This window comes from Candidatus Desulfosporosinus nitrosoreducens, assembly GCF_030954495.1.
In the GTDB taxonomy this organism is placed as follows: domain Bacteria; phylum Bacillota; class Desulfitobacteriia; order Desulfitobacteriales; family Desulfitobacteriaceae; genus Desulfosporosinus; species Desulfosporosinus nitrosoreducens.
Genome location: NZ_JAVHUW010000067.1, coordinates 33,200 through 53,981, shown reverse-complemented (window position 1 = coordinate 53,981; position 20,782 = coordinate 33,200). Strand labels below are relative to the sequence as shown.

The 20,782-nt window shown below is 47.1% G+C and carries 18 protein-coding genes; 17 read left to right on the top strand and 1 reads right to left on the bottom strand.

What is annotated here, in order from left to right:
* The first annotated feature begins 108 nt into the window (after positions 1–108).
* From REC12_RS18305 to REC12_RS18265, 9 genes are all read left to right on the top strand, one after another.
* Positions 109–492, top strand: a complete 384-nt coding sequence (locus REC12_RS18305; protein ID WP_308896966.1) for a MerR family DNA-binding protein — start codon at positions 109–111, stop codon at positions 490–492.
* A 42-nt stretch (positions 493–534) separates the two neighbouring features.
* Positions 535–1,773 (top strand): acyl-CoA dehydrogenase family protein, encoded by a 1,239-nt coding sequence (locus REC12_RS18300; protein ID WP_308896964.1) that lies wholly within the window; start codon positions 535–537, stop codon positions 1,771–1,773.
* A gap of 206 nt (positions 1,774–1,979) precedes the next feature.
* Positions 1,980–2,426: a MarR family winged helix-turn-helix transcriptional regulator gene (locus tag REC12_RS18295; RefSeq protein WP_308896962.1), complete on the top strand. Its 447-nt coding sequence runs from the start codon at positions 1,980–1,982 to the stop codon at positions 2,424–2,426.
* A 221-nt stretch (positions 2,427–2,647) separates the two neighbouring features.
* Positions 2,648–3,862, top strand: a complete 1,215-nt coding sequence (locus REC12_RS18290) for a DUF445 domain-containing protein (protein WP_308896960.1) — start codon at positions 2,648–2,650, stop codon at positions 3,860–3,862.
* Positions 3,859–5,172, top strand: coding sequence for a DUF445 domain-containing protein (locus REC12_RS18285; RefSeq protein WP_308896958.1), 1,314 nt, complete (start codon positions 3,859–3,861; stop codon positions 5,170–5,172). The genes REC12_RS18290 and REC12_RS18285 overlap by 4 nt, the downstream gene beginning before the upstream one ends.
* Positions 5,173–5,403: 231 nt before the next feature.
* Positions 5,404–6,633, top strand: a complete 1,230-nt coding sequence (locus REC12_RS18280) for an ammonium transporter (RefSeq protein ID WP_308896956.1) — start codon at positions 5,404–5,406, stop codon at positions 6,631–6,633.
* Between the two features lie 112 nt (positions 6,634–6,745).
* Positions 6,746–7,084, top strand: coding sequence for a P-II family nitrogen regulator (locus REC12_RS18275; protein WP_308896955.1), 339 nt, complete (start codon positions 6,746–6,748; stop codon positions 7,082–7,084).
* Between the two features lie 336 nt (positions 7,085–7,420).
* Complete coding sequence (gene clpP, locus REC12_RS18270; RefSeq protein WP_308896954.1) at positions 7,421–8,038, top strand: ATP-dependent Clp endopeptidase proteolytic subunit ClpP; 618 nt, start codon at positions 7,421–7,423, stop codon at positions 8,036–8,038.
* 195 nt (positions 8,039–8,233) lie between these two features.
* The gene (locus REC12_RS18265) at positions 8,234–9,955 is read left to right on the top strand and encodes a methyl-accepting chemotaxis protein (RefSeq protein ID WP_308896952.1); all 1,722 of its coding nucleotides are present in this window, start codon (positions 8,234–8,236) and stop codon (positions 9,953–9,955) included.
* Here the strand turns inward: REC12_RS18265 and REC12_RS18260 are convergent.
* Positions 9,952–10,356 (bottom strand): putative ABC transporter permease, encoded by a 405-nt coding sequence (locus REC12_RS18260; protein WP_308896950.1) that lies wholly within the window; start codon positions 10,354–10,356, stop codon positions 9,952–9,954. The genes REC12_RS18265 and REC12_RS18260 overlap by 4 nt on opposite strands.
* A gap of 213 nt (positions 10,357–10,569) precedes the next feature.
* Here REC12_RS18260 and galU point away from each other — a divergent pair, with 213 nt between their 5' ends.
* From galU to REC12_RS18220, 8 genes are all read left to right on the top strand, one after another.
* Positions 10,570–11,457, top strand: coding sequence for a UTP--glucose-1-phosphate uridylyltransferase GalU (gene galU / locus REC12_RS18255; RefSeq protein ID WP_308896948.1), 888 nt, complete (start codon positions 10,570–10,572; stop codon positions 11,455–11,457).
* A 195-nt stretch (positions 11,458–11,652) separates the two neighbouring features.
* On the top strand, positions 11,653–12,423 hold the full coding sequence (locus tag REC12_RS18250; RefSeq protein WP_308896947.1) for a hypothetical protein: 771 nt from the start codon (positions 11,653–11,655) through the stop codon (positions 12,421–12,423).
* A 521-nt stretch (positions 12,424–12,944) separates the two neighbouring features.
* Positions 12,945–13,718 carry a hypothetical protein gene (locus REC12_RS18245; protein ID WP_308896945.1) on the top strand — a complete coding sequence of 258 codons (774 nt, stop codon included), beginning with the start codon at positions 12,945–12,947 and terminating at the stop codon, positions 13,716–13,718.
* Between the two features lie 129 nt (positions 13,719–13,847).
* Positions 13,848–14,912, top strand: a complete 1,065-nt coding sequence (locus REC12_RS18240; protein WP_308896943.1) for an acyltransferase family protein — start codon at positions 13,848–13,850, stop codon at positions 14,910–14,912.
* A gap of 137 nt (positions 14,913–15,049) precedes the next feature.
* Positions 15,050–16,198 carry an acyltransferase gene (locus tag REC12_RS18235; RefSeq protein WP_308896941.1) on the top strand — a complete coding sequence of 383 codons (1,149 nt, stop codon included), beginning with the start codon at positions 15,050–15,052 and terminating at the stop codon, positions 16,196–16,198.
* A 99-nt stretch (positions 16,199–16,297) separates the two neighbouring features.
* Positions 16,298–18,169: a polysaccharide biosynthesis protein gene (locus REC12_RS18230; protein WP_308896940.1), complete on the top strand. Its 1,872-nt coding sequence runs from the start codon at positions 16,298–16,300 to the stop codon at positions 18,167–18,169.
* A gap of 17 nt (positions 18,170–18,186) precedes the next feature.
* The gene (locus REC12_RS18225) at positions 18,187–19,542 is read left to right on the top strand and encodes a nucleotide sugar dehydrogenase (protein ID WP_308896938.1); all 1,356 of its coding nucleotides are present in this window, start codon (positions 18,187–18,189) and stop codon (positions 19,540–19,542) included.
* Positions 19,543–19,731: 189 nt separating this feature from the next.
* Complete coding sequence (locus tag REC12_RS18220; RefSeq protein ID WP_308896937.1) at positions 19,732–20,778, top strand: Gfo/Idh/MocA family protein; 1,047 nt, start codon at positions 19,732–19,734, stop codon at positions 20,776–20,778.
* Positions 20,779–20,782 lie beyond the last annotated feature (4 nt).

Genomic DNA, 20,782 nt, shown 5'->3' with positions numbered 1-20,782 from the left:
CACCGCTTGCCGAAGCGGGAGGCTTAGAGCAGATTAGTCAGCGGATAAACCGCTGCAGCCTTATAGTCCGGAAAGGAAGTGGTTTTTAAAGCAATGGAAAACTCCTTGATGAGCATTTCAGAGTTAGCAAAAGAGCTTTTGCTTACCCCAAGAACGATTCGCTATTATGAAGAGGTTGGTTTAATCCAACCGCTCTGTCATGAAAAGCTGAGCGTAAGATTATATGGGCCCCGGGAAAGGGCACGTTTAACGCTAATTCTCCGCGGCAAGCGTTTAGGATTTTCTCTTAGCGAAATTAAAGAAATGATTGAGCTTTATGATGTGGATCGCACGGAAGGGCTTCAGCTGGAAAGAGCAATTGCCTACGGAGAAAAACGTTTGCAGGAATTAGATGAAAAGATTCTGGAGCTGACCCTTCTAAAAGAAGAGCTGTTGGATTATCATCACCAGTTCAAGGAGTTATTGAAAAGACGCAATGAAGGGAAGGCCTAAAGTGCGTATTTGGGGAACGTTAAATCTAAGGAGGAAAAAGGAATGTTTGATTTTCTTTTGTCGGAATCTCAAATTGAGCTGCAAAAGGAAGCAGCCGATTTTGTAAAAAACAAGGTTTCTAAGCAACTGATATTGGACATGGATGCGGAGAAGGTTGTCTACCCGGTAGAGTATCTTCAAGACCTGGGAGCCGCTAATTTGTTGGGTTTGCGTTTTGCCCCGGAGTACGGCGGCAGGGGCTTGAGCTGGGCTGATGAGACAGCGGTTTTAGAAGAAATCGGAGTTTTGGGAACGAGCCTGGCCTGCCTTTATTCTTTGCCCTCAATTGTGGGAGAGGCAATCTCCCGGTTTGGCTCGGAAGATCTCAAGCAGCGCTATTTAAAACCAACCCTGGCGGGAAAACTTTATACAGCGGAAGCTTTGACGGAACCGCGAGGGGGATCGGATTTTTTCGGAGCTACAACCGTAGCCCAGAAAGATGGCGATGCTTACATACTTAACGGACAAAAACGTTTTGTCGTTGGCGCTGAAGGTGCCGATTATTTTATGGTTTATGCTAAAACAAATCCGGAGGGCAAAGCTCACGAAAGTATGAGTGCTTTCATCGTAGAGAGAGGGCCGGGTGTGGAAATCGGACATGTCTATGGTCTCATGGGTACACGCGGCGGAGGCGCGGGAAGGGTTGTTTTTAAAGACGTAAGGATACCCAAGGAAAATCTTTTAGGCCAGGAAAACGGCGCCTCGGAAATTTTTTATCAAATGATGATTCCGGAGCGCATGACGAGTGCGGCAGGCGCTTTAGGGATGGCGCGGGCCGCCCTTGAGGTTGCCACGGTGTATAGTACGAAACGCAAGGCCTTTGGGCATGTGATTAAAGACTTTCAAGCGGTGAGTTTCAAGGTTGCCGATTCTGTCACACGCTTAGATGCCGCTCGCGCTCTGGTTTATGCGGCCGCCCAAGCCGTTGATTGCGGAGTTCCTTCGGCCCAAGCCCGGCGCCTGGTTTCTGAAGCTAAGAAATTTGCCACGGAGACAGCCTGGGCCGTAGTCAATGACGCCATGCAAATAATGGGCGGTATTGGTTATACGAATGTATTCCCTGTAGAGAGGCTTTTGCGCGATACACGTTTAATTATGATTTGGACGGGGACGAATGAAGTGATGAATTTGATTATTCAGCACGAATATTATAAAGAGCTGCGGCATCAGATGCAGAACCGTCGTCTGGTTGAGGATGATGCTCAGAACGCCCATTTAAATGAAGAGAAGGTTTATGAATAAAGCCGGTATTGGGAAAAACGGCTGTATTGGCACATTACTGCCGAATACGACCGTTTTTTTGTGCTCTCCCGAAAATATCATAGTTATTGACATGAATTATTTAGAAAACTTATAATAGGCCTGTAAAAGGGATTAATATTAATCCCGGCTGCTAAAGCTATAAGAAAGCTTCCTAAATCTCTCTATTTACTTAAGGAGGGATCCGTGTGATTACAGAAGCCGAATTGGCGACTATGGAAGAGACAGATCTTTTGTTCCGAAAAGTCTGGAGGAAATATCAAAGCTTTTTGCTGCCTGCAACGGGTGATTTATCGCTGCATCAAACGATGTTCCTTAAGTTTCTGGAATACCAAGGTACCTGTACCCCTTCCGATGTTGCCCAACAGTTTGGCATCACTTTGGGAGCAGTCACCGGTTTTGTGAATCGCCTGAATAAAGTAGGGCTTATCGCCAGAGCCCGCAGTGAAAAAGACCGCAGGGTAGTCCTTATTCAGATCTCTCCGCGGGGCAGGGATGTACTTAAAGCGTATGAAAGTCAACGAAAAGAAAAATTCAATGCCATCATGTTAAAACTGGAAAGCTCATCCTTAGTGGAGCTGAAAAAGATCCTGGAGCAGCTGAACTCTGTGCTCAATGATGTTCTCAATAAATAATAGTTTCGGGGAGTCGCGCAAATTATAAGGAGATACAGCAGCTCGCCGGAGACTTAAACACACCCCGCGGGTACTCTAGGTTAAAGAGAGTACCTTTGCTTTATTGGTTTGTCCGCTTAAGACAGCGCTGCCTCTGGTACAAGACTGAAATATAGACTAAAATAGGGAGAAAGTGTTCCTGCCGTTCTAATCTTATTAATGTTTTAATGTAGGTGGTTTTAATGGTCAAAAAAATTAATAACACCCGAAGTGCAAATTTCACCTTGGGGGGAATAACGTTAGGCTTCTTGCTCAGTTACCCGTTTCATGCGAGTTTTGTCGGCGGACTCATCTCCAGTGGATGCAGCGCGGGGATGATTGGCGGACTTGCTGATTGGTTTGCAGTGACCGCTTTGTTTCGCCGGCCTCTGGGGATTCGCCCCAGTAAGGTGTTGCGTACCGAGATCATTCCCTTGAATCGGGAACGTATCTTTAATGCCCTGGCAGATATGGTTCAAAACGAATTGCTTTCTCAAGAAATATTGGAACGCAAACTGCTGGCCTGGGACTTTTCAGGCGTGCTTATCCGGGTGTTGCAGCAAGATCAGGTAAAACAGGCAGCGGAGCAGGTACTTACGGATTTGGCCGGGGATTTTGCCCAGGCACTGGACCCCCAGGGGGTGACTCAGTCTCTGCAAGATTTAATGCAAAGAAATATAAACGATTTGGAACTTGCGCAAACCTTAGCTGACGTCATAGAGTTCTCTTTAAAGAGCGGTCAGGCCGATCACTTGTTAAAGACTCTTTGCCGGGCGGGCGACGAATTGATTGCTCACCCTGTGGTGAGTAAAGCTTTGACAGCCATGATTGAAGCGGCCTTGCTAAGGTACGGCAGCAACAACCCGACACGAAAACTGGTTGGCAAATTTCTGCCCGCGCCTGAAGTTCTGGCCCAGGGCCTGATAACCAGGGCCAAGAGTGCTCTGCGAGACGGAACGGTTGAGCAGTGGCTGAAGGAATTTATTCTCCGCTTTATATCGGATCTAAGGACGGAACCGGAGCTGCGGGAAAGTGTCAATCGCCTTTGTCATAAAGCCTTAGCCGCTAAACTTGGCGGCACGGCAGTTACTGAAAACAGTGCCTCTTTGCTCAAAGCCGGTGCGGTAAAGCTGCGAAATGACTGGGATCAGCATTTCGAAGCCTTTAAAAATAATCCGGATCTGAGACAAACAGTGGATAAAACCATCAGGAATATTTCCAGGAAACAGATTGAATACCATCACGATGCCATTGGACGTTTGGTGCGCGAAGGGCTGAATCCTTTAAGCAATGATAAGCTCGTCAAACTCATTGAAGATAAAGCCGGCAATGACTTGCAAATGATCCGGATCAACGGGACAATCGTTGGGGGTTTGGTAGGAATGCTGATTTATGTACTGGGGATGGTGCTCCAATGAACTACCGCAAGAAAGCCAACATCACACTTGCCGCAGTTTTTGCCTGCTTCTTAAGCGCGGCTCTGCTCAAACACAGTTACCCTGACCTCTTTGGCCTGCAACTTCTTTATTTTGTGCTGGAGGCTGCTCTGGTAGGGGGAATTGCCGACTGGTTTGCCGTGACGGCAATATTTAAAAAACCCCTTGGTTGGGGCTATCATACAGCTCTGATCCCCCGCAACCGCGTTAAATTGATTGAAGGCGTGGCGGCAATGGTTCAGACCGAACTCCTGCACATGGATCTGATTCGCCGGAAGGTTTCCGGGATTGCTTATCTCGACGGACTTATTCGTGCCGTGGAAAGGCGGGGGGGACCTGCGTATTTAACAGAAAGGGCTGTCCGTTTACTTCAACAGTATGCGGAAAAACAAGACCCGGTCGTCTTGACCGGGAAATTAGTCCGGTTTCTGCGCCATCGGGCCAAAGAATGGCTTTTGGCACCCAAAATAGACGAATTAAGCCGCTGGGCCTTGGATCAAGGGTATATTGATCAGGGATTGGACCGCCTGGCTGAGGGACTATGGGAAAAGGCTGCGGAGGGAGAGACGCGCCAGGTTATTTTAAAGTACCTTGAAGGTGTGAAAGCAGAGAAACTCAGCAATGGCGGATCAATTTTCCGGACCTTACTGGGATTTGCGGAAATGTCTGATGGGCTGAACATGGAGGAGGCGGCAGATGCCCTGCATATTGAACTTCTGCTCACTTTGCGCAAGTTCAGCGACCGGCAGGACCCTTTGCGTACAGTTATGAAGGAAAGCCTCCTGAAAGGGATAGGCGGACTGATTTCTGAGCCCCTGTTCCGAGCACAAGTCGAAGTCTGGAAAGAAGACCTTTTGCAGGAAGAGCTTTCCGAAGAGTTTCTGACAAGAGTACTGCGTATAATCCTTAAGGATGCCGCATCTCTTTCAGATTCCCAAGTGCTGCGCCAGGCGCTGTCTTCTTATATCCGGCAAGGCTGGGATTATTTCCTGGAGAATAAAGCCCTGCAAGCACAACTTAACAGTTTTATCGCCGGCCTTTTGTGTCAGGTCATTGAGAATGAGCATGATGTCATCGGGGCCATTGTTAAGGAGACTCTTACCAATTACTCGGATGAAGATTTGAACCAATTTATTGAAGAAAAGGCCGGCAATGACTTGCAATGGATTCGGATTAATGGTTCCATGATCGGAGGAGCCGTGGGAGTTTTCCTGTTTTTGTTTTTAAATTTTCTTTATGATCCGTATGTGTTGCCCTTGCTCAAGGCTTTATATTTCAGTTTCCCCAGGTAAACGGCGTTTCTTCTCAGTGAATGTTCAGCGCGCAGAGGCCCTCTCTTTAGGTATACAGAATTCATGAAGAATAAGGGGTTGCATTATGGCCCGCCTTCATGCTAGAATACCAAACATAAGGTGTGCACTACCGAAACCCAATTTGTTTTAGAATAATACAAAGCAATGGCGCTTTGAGCAGACTCCCCCGGAGTAAGCTCAAAGCGCCATTTTCTATGAGGAGGAAAGATTATGGATACGGGAGATACGTCGTTTGTCTTGCTTTCAGCCGCACTAGTTTTATTAATGACACCTGGTTTGGCATTTTTTTACGGTGGTATGGTGCGCAAAAAAAACGTACTTGGTACGATCATGCACAGTTGGATTATCATGGGACTTATATCGTTACAGTGGATTCTAGTGGGATATACCTTGGCCTTCGGACCTGATTTTCATGGTATCATCGGCAGCCTCAACTGGTTAGGACTGAATGGCGTCGGAGCCGATCCTAATCCGGATTACGCGGCTACGATTCCCGCCATTGTCTTTATGGCCTTTCAAATGATGTTCGCGGTGATCACTCCGGCTCTTATCAGCGGCTCCTTCGCAGAACGGATGCGCTTTCCCGCCTTTATTCTCTTCACCTTGCTGTGGGCCACTTTAATTTACGATCCCCTGGCGCACTGGGTTTGGGGAGTCGGCGGGTTCTTAAGATCCCTTGGCGCTTTAGATTTTGCGGGAGGAAATGTAGTCCACATCAGTTCCGGCTATTCGGGGCTTGTCGCCGCTTTGGTACTGGGCAAGCGCAAAGGCTTGGGCAAAGATTCGCTGGCGCCTCATCACATTCCTTTCACTATTTTAGGAGCGGGGCTTCTGTGGTTCGGCTGGTTTGGCTTTAACGCCGGGAGCGCCTTAGGGGCCAACGGCTTGGCCGGCATAGCCTTTGTGAATACCAACACAGCCGCCGCGGCGGCGGCGATAGCCTGGGCAATCGTCGAACGCCTGCACCGCGGAAAATCAACGGTACTCGGTGCCGCCAGCGGCGCGGTAGCAGGTTTGGTCGCTATCACTCCGGGTGCCGGATTTGTAACCCCCCTTTCCTCAATCGTCATTGGTCTGGTCGGAGGTGCCGTTTGTTATCTGGCAATTAGCGTGATGAAAGCGAAATTTGGTTACGATGATGCTTTGGACGCTTTCGGCTGTCATGGCATCGGCGGAACATGGGGAGCTTTAGCGACGGGGATTTTTGCTACCAAGACAATCAACTCCGCCGGAGCAAACGGGCTCTTCTATGGCAATCCTTCACAGTTGGGCATACAGGCTGTAAGCATTTTAGTGACGATAGCCTTTTCCGTAATCGGATCGTTCATTTTGCTGAAAGTGGTGGGCTTATTCACAAGACTTCGCGTGGACGAGGATCAGGAAGCCACCGGTTTGGATTTGTCGCTGCACGGAGAAGAAGCTTATCCGGACTTTATCTAAGACAAGAGGCAATTGCTAAGGAAAAGATTAGGTCCAGCGTAACTTAGGTCTTGTAAAGCAAATTCCGGTAAAATTAAATAATTAAAGGCGCTCTGCGCTGGGAGGGATTTCTATGAAAAAAATAGAGGCTATTATCCGGCCCGGAAAACTTGATAGCGTTAAAGACGCTTTAAATACTCATGGGGTCAATGGTTTGACAGTTACTCAAGTAATCGGCTGCGGTAAACAGAAAGGACATACTCAAGTTTACCGGGGGGTTGAGTATACAGTTCACCTTATCCCTAAAGTAAAGATCGAAATTGTGCTTAAAGACGGAGATGTGGATGCGGTTATTCAGCTTATTGCGAAAGAAGCAAGAACCGGCGAGATCGGAGACGGCAAAATCTTTGTCTCATCCGTAGAAAACGCTTACACAATCAGAACTGGAAATGTCGGAGAAAACGCTCTATAAAAAGGCGGAAACAGGTGAGCCTGAGCTTTATCCAAGGCCGCCGGGAAGGGTTAGCGCTTGACTTTTAGCAGTCGAGTGCTAACCCTTTTGTAAGTTAGGAAAAATAATTTTCATTAAAAAATTTAATAAAAGGATTATAAGGAAATTTAGAGAATTAAGCAGGAAATAGGTGTTGAGCTTAATGCGGGGAAAGAAACGAATTCGTTTAAAATCGGTTTGACGACAAAATTGCTAAAACTATTTGACCTTAACTGACCTTTGTAATAAAATAAACGTAACCGGCCAGAATATATTAGATTAGTGCTGCTATGAAGAAATGAATAGGGGGAATTATAAATGGGTTATCTGGTACCTATGGTTGTGGAGCAAACAAATCGCGGCGAGCGCTCCTATGATATCTACTCTCGTCTGCTCAAAGATCGCATTATTTTTCTTGGAGGCGGCATAGATGATGACGTGGCCAATCTTGTTGTGGCCCAGATGCTGTTCCTGGAAGCAGAGGACCCGGAAAAGGACATCAACTTGTATATCAACAGTCCGGGAGGGTCGATTACAGCCGGCATGGCGATTTATGACACGATGCAATACATTCGCTCTGATGTGCGCACTATATGCATCGGGATGGCTGCCAGCATGGGGGCTTTCCTCCTGACGGCAGGTGCCAAGGGAAAACGCGTCGCTTTGCCTAATTCCGAAATCTTAATCCATCAGCCTTTGATCGGGGGACACGGTCTCTCGGGGCAAGCGACGGAAATCGAAATTCATGCCAAACACTTGCTGAGAACAAAGGCTAAAATGAATAAAATCATGGCCGAGAGAACAGGTCAGCCTATAGAAAAGATTGAAAGCGACACCGACCGGGATTATTATATGACAGCGGAAGAGGCTAAAGCCTATGGCTTGGTGGACCAAATTTTAGAAAAGGCCGATTTAAAGAAAGAATCTCAGGAATAAGGCTTAAGTTTTTAATCCTCAGGCTGTAACAAGTTTGTTTTTTGACTTTGTTGCAGCCGTTTTAATTACTATCGGGAATACATAATATGAACATTATTTTTTGCAAAGATCATAAAATTCAAAAGGATATTAAGTCATTGTTGTAGAATAATTTAAGATTCGGACAGAATTTCTCAGCGTAAAGGAGTGAAAAAATTGAATTTAACGCATAGAAGACTTGGGTTTCAGGTTATAGCCTTAATGCTGTTTATCGCTTTAGCTGCCGGGGTAGTCGGAGGAATTGGAATTTACGGAATGAATCAGATGCATGGCGTTTCCGACCAAGTGTTCGAGCAGGATGTTGTTCCCATGAATTTATTATCTCAGATGCATTCCGATGCTCAGACCTATCGCTCGGATGTTGTTCTGGCCGTCAGTGCCCGAACGCCTGAAGAATTCCAGAAGTTTTTGGCCCAGGTTGATCATGAGAAAGATGTCATGGTCGACAACATCGGCAAGTACGAAGCAATTCCGCGCACACCCGAAGAAGATACGGCCTGGAAGCAGTTTAAAACTGCCTGGAATGATTATGTCACGGCGTCTCAGGTTACTATGCAATACGCTCAAGATGGCAGAATTGACGATGCCAAGGAAAATATGTATGGCGATGCGGGGACTAAGAATCAGGCAGCCACGGATATTCTGCAAAAAATGGTCAGCGAGAAGATGGCCAAAGTCAATGCGGACAATATGGGCAAGATGATGCAGATTTACCACAAGGCCTCTTCCGTATCAATTATTCTGATTGTGGTTGACGTTATAGTCAGTGTTGTCATTGGCTGGCTGCTGAGCCGTGCCTTGGGCAGAATGATGAGTCACTTGCTCCAGAACGCCAGAGAAATTGCGGCCGGAGATATTGCCCGCAAGAAGAAGGCGCCCTGGAAGGTCTGGAACCGTGAAGAATATCAGTTGCAAATGGCCTTTGGCGACATGGTGAATTCTTTGCGTGACATCATGACCAAAGTGGCCAATATGGCCGGCCAACTGTCTCAGACAGCTAAAGAGATGCGCTTGGGTGCCGAGCAGTCGGCCCAGGTTTCCGAACAAGTCGCTACCTCGGCGAGTGAAATAGCCACGGAAGCCGAAATGCAAGTTCAGATTATGACGGAAAATCAAGACCGGATGAGTCAGGTCATCGATCATATGAATCAGACGGAACAACATGCGGAGCACGTCAGCCATGCGTCCAACCACTCCGCGGAACTGGCGCATAAAGGCAGCCAAGCCCTGGAGCAAGTGGTCAGACAGATGGATGATATTGAGAATCAAGTCCATAATTTGAGTAAAGTGATCGGGGATGTGGACGAGAAGTCGGAGGAAATTGCCAAAACCGTACAAATTATCGACAGCATTGCCCAACAAACTAATTTGCTGGCCCTGAATGCCGCCATTGAAGCGGCACGTGCCGGAGAGAACGGCCGGGGGTTTGCCGTTGTGGCCGAGGAAGTTCGCAAACTTGCCGAACAAGTCCAGTCCAGCTTGGTGGATATTTCTCAGCGGGTGCAAGAAATGCAACAGACTTCCAAAACAGCTCACCAGGGAATGAAGTCAAGTGTGGCAAGTGTTAATCAAGGAAGCGCTTATCTCAAGGAAATTTCCGAACAATTCAGTGTAATTCTCAATTCCGTCGAAGAAAGTGCCGGGTTGGCCCAGGACATCGAAGCAACAGTGAGAAAGGTCCAGGCGGATGGAGAACAGATTAAGCTTGGCATGCAAAACGTTGTGCAGCAAGCGGAATCCGCTTCGGCCGGAACCCAGACCACAGCCGCCGCTGCGGAAGAGCAGAATGCTTCCGTGGAAGAGCTTTTCGCCTCAGCGGAGAGTTTGAATGAACTGGCAAGCAATCTTAAACAACTCATTGATTACTTTAAGCTTTAAATGGTCAGGGTATCCAGGAAATTATGCAGAAATTCGAAACCCAACCCTGTTAAGAACCATTCCGGCGCCATTCTTAAAGTAATATACCCATTAATGTTGAAACGATCGCTGTAATGCCAGGGGCAGTGTCCGAGAATGCCTGCCAGCAGCAAGCCGCTGGAATATTCCATGCTCCAAATGATGATTAAGTAGATGATCCCGCGAGTCCACCAGGGTATTTCCCGCATTTTAAAATGCAAGGGCTCAAGAAATACCGCCAGCCCATAGATTGGCAGCATAATCAAAAAAGTAAACCCGTGCATACTGTAATCTCCTCGGAGGAGAGAGGCGAGTCCTGTATATATGACCTCAAGAACGAGGCCAGCCATTCCGTAAATTAAGAAGTGTCTAAATGTTTTCATAACCCTAGTATGGTTCGGTGAAATTGGGCCATACATTTTAAAGGCAGGTAGGTTTTGGAAGACGGGGATTGCAAGTCCTCGTCTTGTACAATTTAATGAACCTAAACACTTTTAGAAGGAAAATCAATTTCTCGGGCAGAATAGCGAATGAGTTGAGAAGTTTTATTATATACATTAGGGGTAACTTAATTGCTGTAAAAAGGAGAGTCGAAGATGCGTAAAATTCGTAAAGCAGTGATACCTGCCGCAGGATTGGGGACACGATTTTTGCCGGCAACAAAGGCTCAGCCTAAAGAAATGTTGCCCATCGTAGATAAACCAACGATTCAATACATTGTCGAAGAAGCTATCAAATCAGGAATCGAGGATATTATTATTGTGACGGGCCGCAATAAGCGGGCGATCGAAGACCATTTTGACCGCTCGATGGAGCTTGAAGCCTATTTAGAGAAAAACTCCAAAGAGGAACTCCTCGATTTGGTGCAAGACATTGCCCGGATGGCGGATATCTATTACGTACGTCAAAAAGAAGCTTTAGGGTTAGGCCATGCGATCTATAGCGCGCGTAAGTTTATCGGGAATGAACCCTTTGCCGTTCTCTTAGGGGACGATATCATTTATTCCGAAGTGCCCGCGCTGCGCCAAATGATGAATCATTATGAACGCTACGGCGCCAGCATGGTAGGTGTTCAGGAGGTCCCCCTTGAGGACATTGCCAAATATGGAATTGTCGATGGCGAAAAGTTTGCCGAGCGTTTATACCGAGCCAAAAATATGGTAGAAAAACCACGGCCGGAAGATGCGCCGGATACCCACTTGGCTATAATGGGGCGATATATCTTAAATCCGGAGATATTTGATTTGTTAGGTGTCCTGCCGCCAGGCAAGGGCGGAGAAATTCAGCTTACGGACGGCATAAAGGAACTGGGACGGTATCAGGAAATTCTGGCCTATGAGTTTGACGGGCGCCGGCATGATGTGGGGGACAAATTGGGATTTGTGCAAGCCACCATCGAATATGCCTTGCGCCGGGAAGATCTCGCGGAAGAACTTGCCGGTTATCTGCGAGAGCTTGTTCAATCTATAGATAAAGATAAATAGAAAACAACAATTTTTTTTGCTTAATGCTGCGTAATTTTCGCGAAATATCTATATCGGAAAGCGCCTGTTGACAAATCGGAACTACTGAAGACGGAAAATAGGTCGGGTCATACAGCAAAAGTGACAAGCTTCTCTCCTAAAAATTGGTAAAATACTCACGTACCAAGAAAAAAGATATAAGGAGGGAAGAGACCAATGAGGCCAATGGATAAGAAACGGATTGCAACCGTTGCGGGAACGCTGGTTCTTGCAGGGGCTGTTGTTGCCGCCGGGGTTTATGGACCCAGCGTATGGAAAGTATTTAGGCAACAAAGCCCGGCAACAGACCAACAAGTTGTTATTCAAAATCCGGTTGTTGACGACGCTAATGCATCTGTCGGCAATACGGGTACTGGAGCCGGGTCCGGAACCGGAACCAGTACGTCGTTGCCCGACGGTACGGCGCCGCCCGGAAAAGCTACGCCAACCGTGATTGCTCCTAGTACGATTAATGCGCCCCCTCAAGGCGACACAGGTTCTAAAAATAAATATAGGGAACCGGATACGAGTTTAATCGACTTGGCACCATCGGTTGCAGCGTACTTCGGGGACAATGCTTTAAGCAATGATGCCAAAACACTGGCTTTTGGCACTGCGTGGAACATCCACCAATATGTGGACGGCTATCTTTATGGACCGGCAGCAGGTCCGCAGATGAATGAGCAAGATATTAAAAAGTACATCATCTTTCACAAAACACTTTGGGACAAGCAGCTGAAGAATGAGCCTAATGCTGCCAAAGCAGCGGCTTTTACCAGCTATTTAGATGTTCTGCTCAACAGCGGAATTGACGCGTTTGATTCGAAGGATAAAGCTCGGATCGAACAATTCCATCAAGGAATTCACGATTTGGATGCGCATATTATGCGCAATGACACTAATTCTAAAATCTACGGGGCGACGCCGTTTGCAACCAAACGAACGTAATTCTGGACCCAGTTATCCAGCAACGGCAGGAATGATCTGAAGCTTAGTCCAAGCAATTGAAATGCCAGTAAACGCGCTGAATTATGTTCACGGTGTAAACGGCTACAGGAACTTCGCATATTGATTTATAGATTTATTAGTGAATTAAGGCTTGACATGACGAGATGACGCATGGAAGTCAGGATTTTTAGAATAGAACCTCGGATAATTAAAGGGATGATTGGGAAAAAAGTTTTTATGTTCTTCAGGGAAAACAATTGAATAAACAACTAAATTCAGTAGACTGTGACCTTGCTTGGCTGGGTTGAAAACTAATTTAGTTGTTGCCGGCAATTATAAAAAATAAAACAACTGAATAGAAAGCGCAAGGCCTGCCCTAATGGACAGGCCTTGCGCTTTGAAGTTTGCGGATAATGAGCAGAATCCTGAGATTGATAAATAGTTAACATACAATGTCTAAAATCCTTGCTAACTGGTCAAGCTATAATTAAAAATCCAGTTTGAAGGAGATTTTGGTCTTTATGCGTAAAAGAAATTACTTGATAGGAGCGTTGGCTTTAGGTCTGGGCGTTTTGGTAGGAACCCTGGGAATGTCTTTGCTCACGAATTCAAGTTCCGCAGCGTCGTTTATTTCCAAGCTGCGAGGGCAAGAAAATGTTCATACAGTATCCGGTCCTGTCTCCGGAAGCGTACAATCTCCCCCTGCGGCCAATACTATGCCGGATAGAGTGGCGGAAGAGTCTTCCTCCCCAGAGCAAAGTGACCCGGCTTTAAGTCCAAATGCAAGTTCCAACGCAAATGCAGGTTCCAACCCAAGTGGAAATTCCAACCCTGACGGACAGCAAAACAATGCCCTTGCTTTGGACCAAAATGGAAACAGTAAAGATACAGTGCCCGCTTCTTTAAAAGATCAAATTATTGCAGACTATAAACAAGACATCGGAACATTTTTTGACGCCTGGAAATCGACGGATATCGATGCCTTTCGCCTTAAGCTTGCCAAAGCTTATTCCGGCGAGTTGTTCGAAAAACACGCCCGCCGCGCGGAAGAATACCTTGTTCAAGGCATAGGGCTGGATGTCAGTCAGATCAACTTTGACCGGATAGACGTGGAAAGTGCTGATGCCAGCACGGCGACACTTCGGGTCGATTATCGTTACACAGCCAAAGATTACAACATCGCAGAGGGTGAATCTTTTGGGGATGCTCATGAGCAAAGTGTTCATGTTCGGGTCAATCTCGTAAAGATGAACTCACACTGGATGATTACCGGGGAGAGCAGTCTCAGTAATTAGGAAATGAGCTTGAGGTTGTACGAGGCTTTTTATTGAGTCTTGTGCAACCTTTTTTAGTGCAGAAAACGTCGGTATATGATAGACTTATGCTCGATTAAAGCATATTGACGTTTAAGAGGAGGCCGTAGCGTGGGAACCGCCTTTGCCCAGGAAACTGAACATCTTGAATGGGCCGACATCTTAAAAGGACTGGGGATTTTGACGGTAGTATGGGGACACGCAGGAAGCAAAATTTCCTTTTACATGTTTTGGTTTCATATGCCCTTGTTTTTCTGGATCAGCGGGTATCTATACCGTTTTAAACCCGGTGAGCGGGGAAGCTCATATCTCTTGCGCAAGGCTAAGCATCTTTTAATTCCTTATGTGTTCTATTTGGGGTTTTTGACGCTCATCGCCCTGGCTTTTGCTCTCTGGAAGGGTCAAGCAGCGGCGCAGTTCTGGGAGCAAAATTGGCAAGCCCTTTTGCTGGGCGGCAGTCTCTTGGCGGGGGTTTATGCTACTTTTTGGTTCCCAACCTGTTTGTTTGCCGTGCAAATTGTTTACGATGTTCTGTGCCGGAGGGTCTCTTCTCCTGTCCTTAAAGGGCTTTTAGTGCTGGGGTGCTTTTTGCTGGCTTATTGGGAATCACGCTATCACGCGGGAATTTTTGTGCCCTGGAATCTGGATGTCGGTCTCTATGCCATCGTGTTCTATGCCTTAGGCCAGGCCATGAGGCAAAATAAGCTCCTGGCAGGAGCAAGAGGCAGAACGCTTGTTTTCGGGATTTCCTGGCTCATAGCGATAGGATTTGTCTATTTATACGCCCAGCACATCCTTGATTATGGCTTAGATATGAAACATCGCCAATATTATTACTTTGGCTTGAATCTCCTGCTTCCCGCGGCTTTCACCCTGATTATTGTCCAGCTTAGCATGCTGCTGACAAAGATTCCGGCTGTAAACCGTGGGTTGATCGGCCTGGGGAAAGCCGCAATGGTGATTATGTATCTGCACCTTGGTTTCGTAGACGCGGCGGGCCATTTTTTGGCTGTCACACCCCTGCGTTTTTTCGCCTTAGGCACGGTTGGTCCTCTTCTTTTCTATAAGCTTATCCGGCGTGTTCCTTATGGACCGTATTTGGCCTTAGGCGAGTTGCCAAAGAGTGTCGGACTCTCAGGTCCCCGCTCACACAGCTATCCTACTAGAAGCCTATAGAACCGGCAAAAACAGGTCTTGGAAGATATTGGAGCCGCTGGAGTCGCCGGTTAAGAGCTTGGGAGTGTTAGAGTGCAAAAAGTACTTAAAGGATATTGCTTAAAAGTAATTCTGCAAAGAGAGGAATTGCAGGTCGCATGAGTCAGGGAAATAGCATCCGCTCAAAATCGAGTAGAATTGAAGAAATCAATTTTTTAAGGGGATTCAGCATTTTAGCCGTCCTGGCGATTCATACCAGCGGTTATTTTACGGTAATCCCGCATTTAAATACCTTAACTCTTCTCAATATCTGGACAGATGTCCTATCTCAATTCGCGGTCCCTTTGTTCATTGCCATTTCCGGCTTTGTTTTGGCCAAAAACTATCGCCGGCAGTTTTCCTTGTCGAAGTTTTATCTTAAAAGAGCGCGCTCCATTCTGCCGCAATATATAATATTTTCCGTGCTGTATACAGCCTTTAATCACTGGACGGAAATGCGGAGCAACCCTTTTACCGCCAATTTTAAGCTGATTGGCAAAAGTATTCTTAATTCGGACGCCTCTTATCATTTGTGGTTCTTTGCCATTATTATTGAACTTTATGCGGTTTACCCCTTGATTATCAAAGCCTATGATTTCTGTAAAAGGAAAAATATCTCGGAACACTTCCTTGCCGGAATGCTCGTCCTTCAAGTTCTTTGGATGGTGGGTACGCATACGTCTTACGCCAACATAATTAAGGTTAATGCGGTGGCCTATCTTTTTTATTTCAGCGTGGGGATTTATTCCCATGACCATTTTCTTCAGTTGCAGGGTTTGTCCAAACGCCTGATGCCTCTGTGGGGAACCATGTCTTTGACCTTAATGTTTGGAGCCAGCTTTTTTATTGTCATCGGTTTGAAAACGGGACATAGCTACAACGAAATCCCGCCTTATATCACAATGGGTTCGGAGCTGGTTTATCCCGTTTTGAGAATTGTAACCTTTCTCTTTTTCTGGAACCTGGCCGGCAGGCTGGCGGTCAGGAAGAATGCCTTGAGCAAAATCATGGCGAAGCTGGGGGATTACTCCTTTGGAATATATCTCATCCATCTTTTTTTTAACCAGACAACCATTAAAATCCTTGGCCGCCACCAAATAGGTCCTGAGCAATGGGCTTTTTATCCGCTCGTTTTTACGGTCACATTGATAATCAGCTACGTAAGTGTTCGTTTGATCAGTTTTTTGCCCTTTAGTTTCTATTTGATTGGCCTCCGCAGCCCTAAAACTGTCTCCCGCAAAGCCGCAAAAGGCGGTGGCAGACCTTAACATATCAGGACGTTTAGAGTTGTAAAAGCATGTAAGTTGTAGTAAACTTTAGAACGATAAAGTTCCATCGTTCGCTAAATTTAGAAGGGGCTGAGCTAAGTGTTATTTCGCAAACGTACACTGATTCTGATGCTGATTGATGCTCTGTTAATTAACTTAGCAGCCTTTGGCAGTTTTTATTTGCGCTTCGAAATCTTCGGACACATCCCGGCGGAATACTATCAGACATATTACCACACGGCCGTAGTGGCCACTATTTTGTACATTGCGGTGTTTTATATTTTTGGTTTATATAATCGCCTGTGGCAGTACGCCAGCACAGGAGAGCTGCTTTCCATTGTTTATGCCGTGACCGTGGGAACGGGCGGCACGGTGGCCGTGGTTTATTATTACAGCGCTGTTCTGGCAACCTTCCCCTTAAGGATGCCCAATTCCGCTGCCATCCTGCTGTGGCTGGTCATGGTTTTTTTAATTGGCGGTTCCCGCTTTATTTGGCGGATCTTGCAGGAAAATGTCTTCGACCGTCATGTTCCGGGTTCGCAAAAACAGGTTCTGATTGTCGGCGCCGGCGATGCCGGAGTTTTGGCGGCCAGAGAATTGAAAAACCGCAACTATCGCGATGGACGGCCGATCGGTTTTATCGACGATAACCGTCAGAAGCTCAAGCTGCATTTGCTGGGCATTCCCGTTTTGGGAACGCGCAAAGATATTTCCCGGGTTGTCAAAAATCACAATGTCGACGAAGTAATTATCGCCATGCCCTCGGCGTCGGGAGAGTCAGTCCGGGAGATTGTGCAAATTTGCGAAAAGTCCGGGGTTGACCTGAAAATTATGCCGGGTGTTTATGATATCATCAGCGGGGATATTAACGTCAATCCCATTCGCCAGGTCCAAGTCGAGGATTTGCTGGGCCGTGATCCCGTTTCGGTTGATTTGGAGGAGGTTGCAGGCTATGTTTCTGGTGAGACGGTTTTTATCACCGGGGCAGGCGGATCAATCGGCTCGGAAATTTGTCGTCAGGTCGCCAAATTTAATCCCGGGAAACTAGTCTTAATCGGACACGGAGAAAACAGCATTTTTGAGATTGAGCAGGAACTTCGCGCTGAACGCCCGGGCATTGATTATGTCACGGAGATCCTGGATATTAAGGACCGGGAAAAGGTTTTCTTAATTTTTAACCGCTATAAGCCGGGAGTGGTCTTTCACGCCGCCGCCCATAAACATGTTCCGCTGATGGAGAGAAATCCGGAGGAAGCTCTGAAAAATAATGTGCTGGGAACTCAGAACCTGGCGGAAGCAGCTGATGAATGCCGGGTAAAAACGTTTGTTTCGATTTCCACGGACAAAGCGGTCAATCCGACCAGTATTATGGGAGCCACCAAACGAACCGTAGAATTACTTATTCAAAACCTGGACCGCCGTTCACAGACAAAGTTTGTAGCCGTTCGCTTTGGCAATGTTCTGGGAAGCAACGGAAGTGTCATTCCAACCTTCAAGAGGCAAATTGCCAAGGGAGGTCCTGTCACCGTCACTCACCCGGAGATGGTCCGCTACTTTATGACGATTCCGGAAGCTACCCAGCTGGTCATCCAGGCCGGGGCCATGGCTCAGGGCGGGGAAATTTTCATATTGGATATGGGTAAGCCTGTTAAAATCTTGGATTTGGCAAAAGACTTAATCCGGCTTTCAGGTTTCGAGCCTGATGTCGATATTAAGATACAATTCACGGGGATTCGGCCGGGGGAAAAACTCTACGAGGAATTGCTGACAGCTGAAGAGGGCATAACGTCTACCAAACACAGCCGCATATTTGTCGCAAAGCCAAGCTTTATTGATGTGGGTCTTTTAGAAGACCTCACCCATACGGTTCGAGAGCGAGGCAGTTCTTTAACGCGGGATGAAGTGATCTCCCTGCTGCAGACTGTCATTCCGACCTTTCGTAAGAAAAACACTAATGCGGTAGCCAAATAAGGAGGAATTCAACAATAATGATGAGCGTGCAGAACGTGATTACCAGTGAGGATGTTATCGCCAAAGCCCTAAAGGAAAAGATCTTGAAACACGAGGCTCAAGTTGGGGTTATCGGCTTAGGGTATGTGGGCCTCCCTTTAGCAGTGGAAAAGGCTAAGGTCGGCTTTCCGGTCATTGGTTTTGATATCAACCAGGCGCGTGTCGACCGGGTGAATGCTGCGGATAACTATATCGGGGATGTCAAGGATGAGGACTTGCGGGATATGGTGGCCAAAAAGTTATTGGCTGCGACCACGGATTTCTCGCGTTTAGCCGACTGTGATGTCGTGATCATTTGTGTCCCTACCCCTTTGACGGTTACACGTGATCCGGACATTTCGTATATTGAAGCTTCCTCCGCAAAGATCGCCCAATACCTGCGCCCGGGACAGTTAATCACTCTGGAGAGCACAACTTATCCCGGCACAACTGAAGAAGTCATTCTTCCCCTTTTGGAAAAATCCGGCCTTAAAGTAGGACAGGACTTTTTTCTGGCTTTCTCACCGGAACGGGTTGACCCGGGCAACAAACGCTTCAGCACGAAAAACACGTCGAAAGTAGTCGGGGGAATGACGCCCGTCTGCTTGGAGATTGCTTATGCCTTATACATGCAGACCATCACGAATGTCGTACCCGTCTCCTCACCGGCTGCCGCCGAATTGACCAAGGTTTTTGAAAATACCTATCGCGCCATAAACATTGCCATGGTTAACGAGCTGATGATGCTCTGTGACCGCATGGGAATTGACATCTGGGAAGTTGTCGAAGCCGCGGGCACGAAACCTTTTGGCATTCAAACCTTCTATCCGGGTCCGGGCGTGGGCGGCCATTGTATTCCCATTGATCCCTTCTACCTGACTTGGAAAGCCCGGGAGTACGATTTCCATACCCGGTTTATCGAGCTGGCGGGGGAAATTAACGTTGAGGTATCCTATTACGTCGTCAACAGGGTCATTAGAGCTCTCAATGAAGAAAACAAAAGTTTAAAAGACGCTAAAATTCTTGTTCTGGGCGTGGCTTACAAGAAAGACATTGACGATGTGCGGGAATCACCTGCTCTAAAAATTATGGAACTTCTGCGCAAACAAGGTGCCGGCATTAGCTATCATGATCCTTATATCCCGGTCATTGAGCCTCATGGCGGCAGCACTATGCGTCTGGAGAGCGTTCCCCTGACGGATGAAGTGCTGACGGAAGCGGACGGAGTTCTGATTTTAACCGATCACAGTGCCATTGATTATGAGCGGGTGGTGGAAAAGGCGAAGCTTGTAGTGGATACCCGTAACGCTACGAAAAACGTTCCTGAACACCGCGAGAAAATCGCCAAAATCTAAGCGGCAAGGGAACGAATTGAAGACCATTCAAAGACAAGGGATTTAAGGGGAATCTATTGATTCCCCTTAAACCTGTATATCGGATCAGTTATATTTTACCAATTAAATAGTTTGGCCATTTTAAGGGGAACGCCCGGAAACGATTCTGAAGACTAAGGAAAATTTACAAAGAAAAGAGCTGTTAAGATTATGAAAGAAGAAAAAAAGATGCGCTTTGCGATTATCGGGTGCGGACGGATTGCCCCCAAGCATGCCGAGTCTATCGTTGCTCTCCCGGAAGCAGAATTAGTGGCAGTATGCGATATACTGCCTGAGCAGGCTCAGAAATTTGCCGACAAGTACGGAGCAGATCCTTACACGGATTATAAGGAAATGCTGCAAAGAGAAGATGTCGACGTTGTGACCATTGCTACTCCCAGCGGCTTGCATGCCGAAATCGGCATTGCCGCAGCCGAGGCGGGAAAACATATTCTCGTGGAAAAACCAATGGCTATGACTTTGCAAACAGCCGATGCCATGATCGCAGCCTGTCAAAAAGCCGGCGTTAAATTGGGGGTTATTCATCAGAACCGTTTCAACGCCTCGATTAAGCTGCTGCGCAAAGCGCTGGAAGACGGCCGTTTCGGCAAATTGACTCACGGGCAGGCTACCGTGCGCTGGAATCGCAATGCTGATTATTACACTCAGGCTCCCTGGCGCGGGACGAAACTCCAGGACGGCGGAGTTCTGATGAACCAGTCCATTCATAACATCGACTTGCTGCAATGGATGTTTGGACCTGTGGAATCTGTTTTTGGATATACAGCGACGTTTATGCGCAAAATTGAAATGGAGGACATGGGCGCGGCCGTAATTAAGTTTAAAAGCGGCGCTATCGGTCTTATCGAAGCAGCCTCGACGATTTATCCCAAGAACATTGAAGAGACTTTAAATGTTTTCGGCGAGACGGGATCTGTCATTGTCGGCGGAATTGCCGTCAATCGCATCGAAGTTTGGGAATTCCCCGACAGCAGTGAAGAGCAAAAAGAAATTTTCGCCGGACAGGAAATTGACCCGCCCAACGTCTATGGCTTCGGGCACCGTGAGCTTATCCTGGATATGATTCATGCCGTTCGGGAAGAGCGGAGACCGGCAATTCCCGGGGAGGAAGGCCGCAAAGCTCTTGAAATTATCCTGGCGATCTATAAATGCCAGGAGACGAAAGAGCCGGTGGTATTCCCGCTCGTGGAGAGCTGAGAGA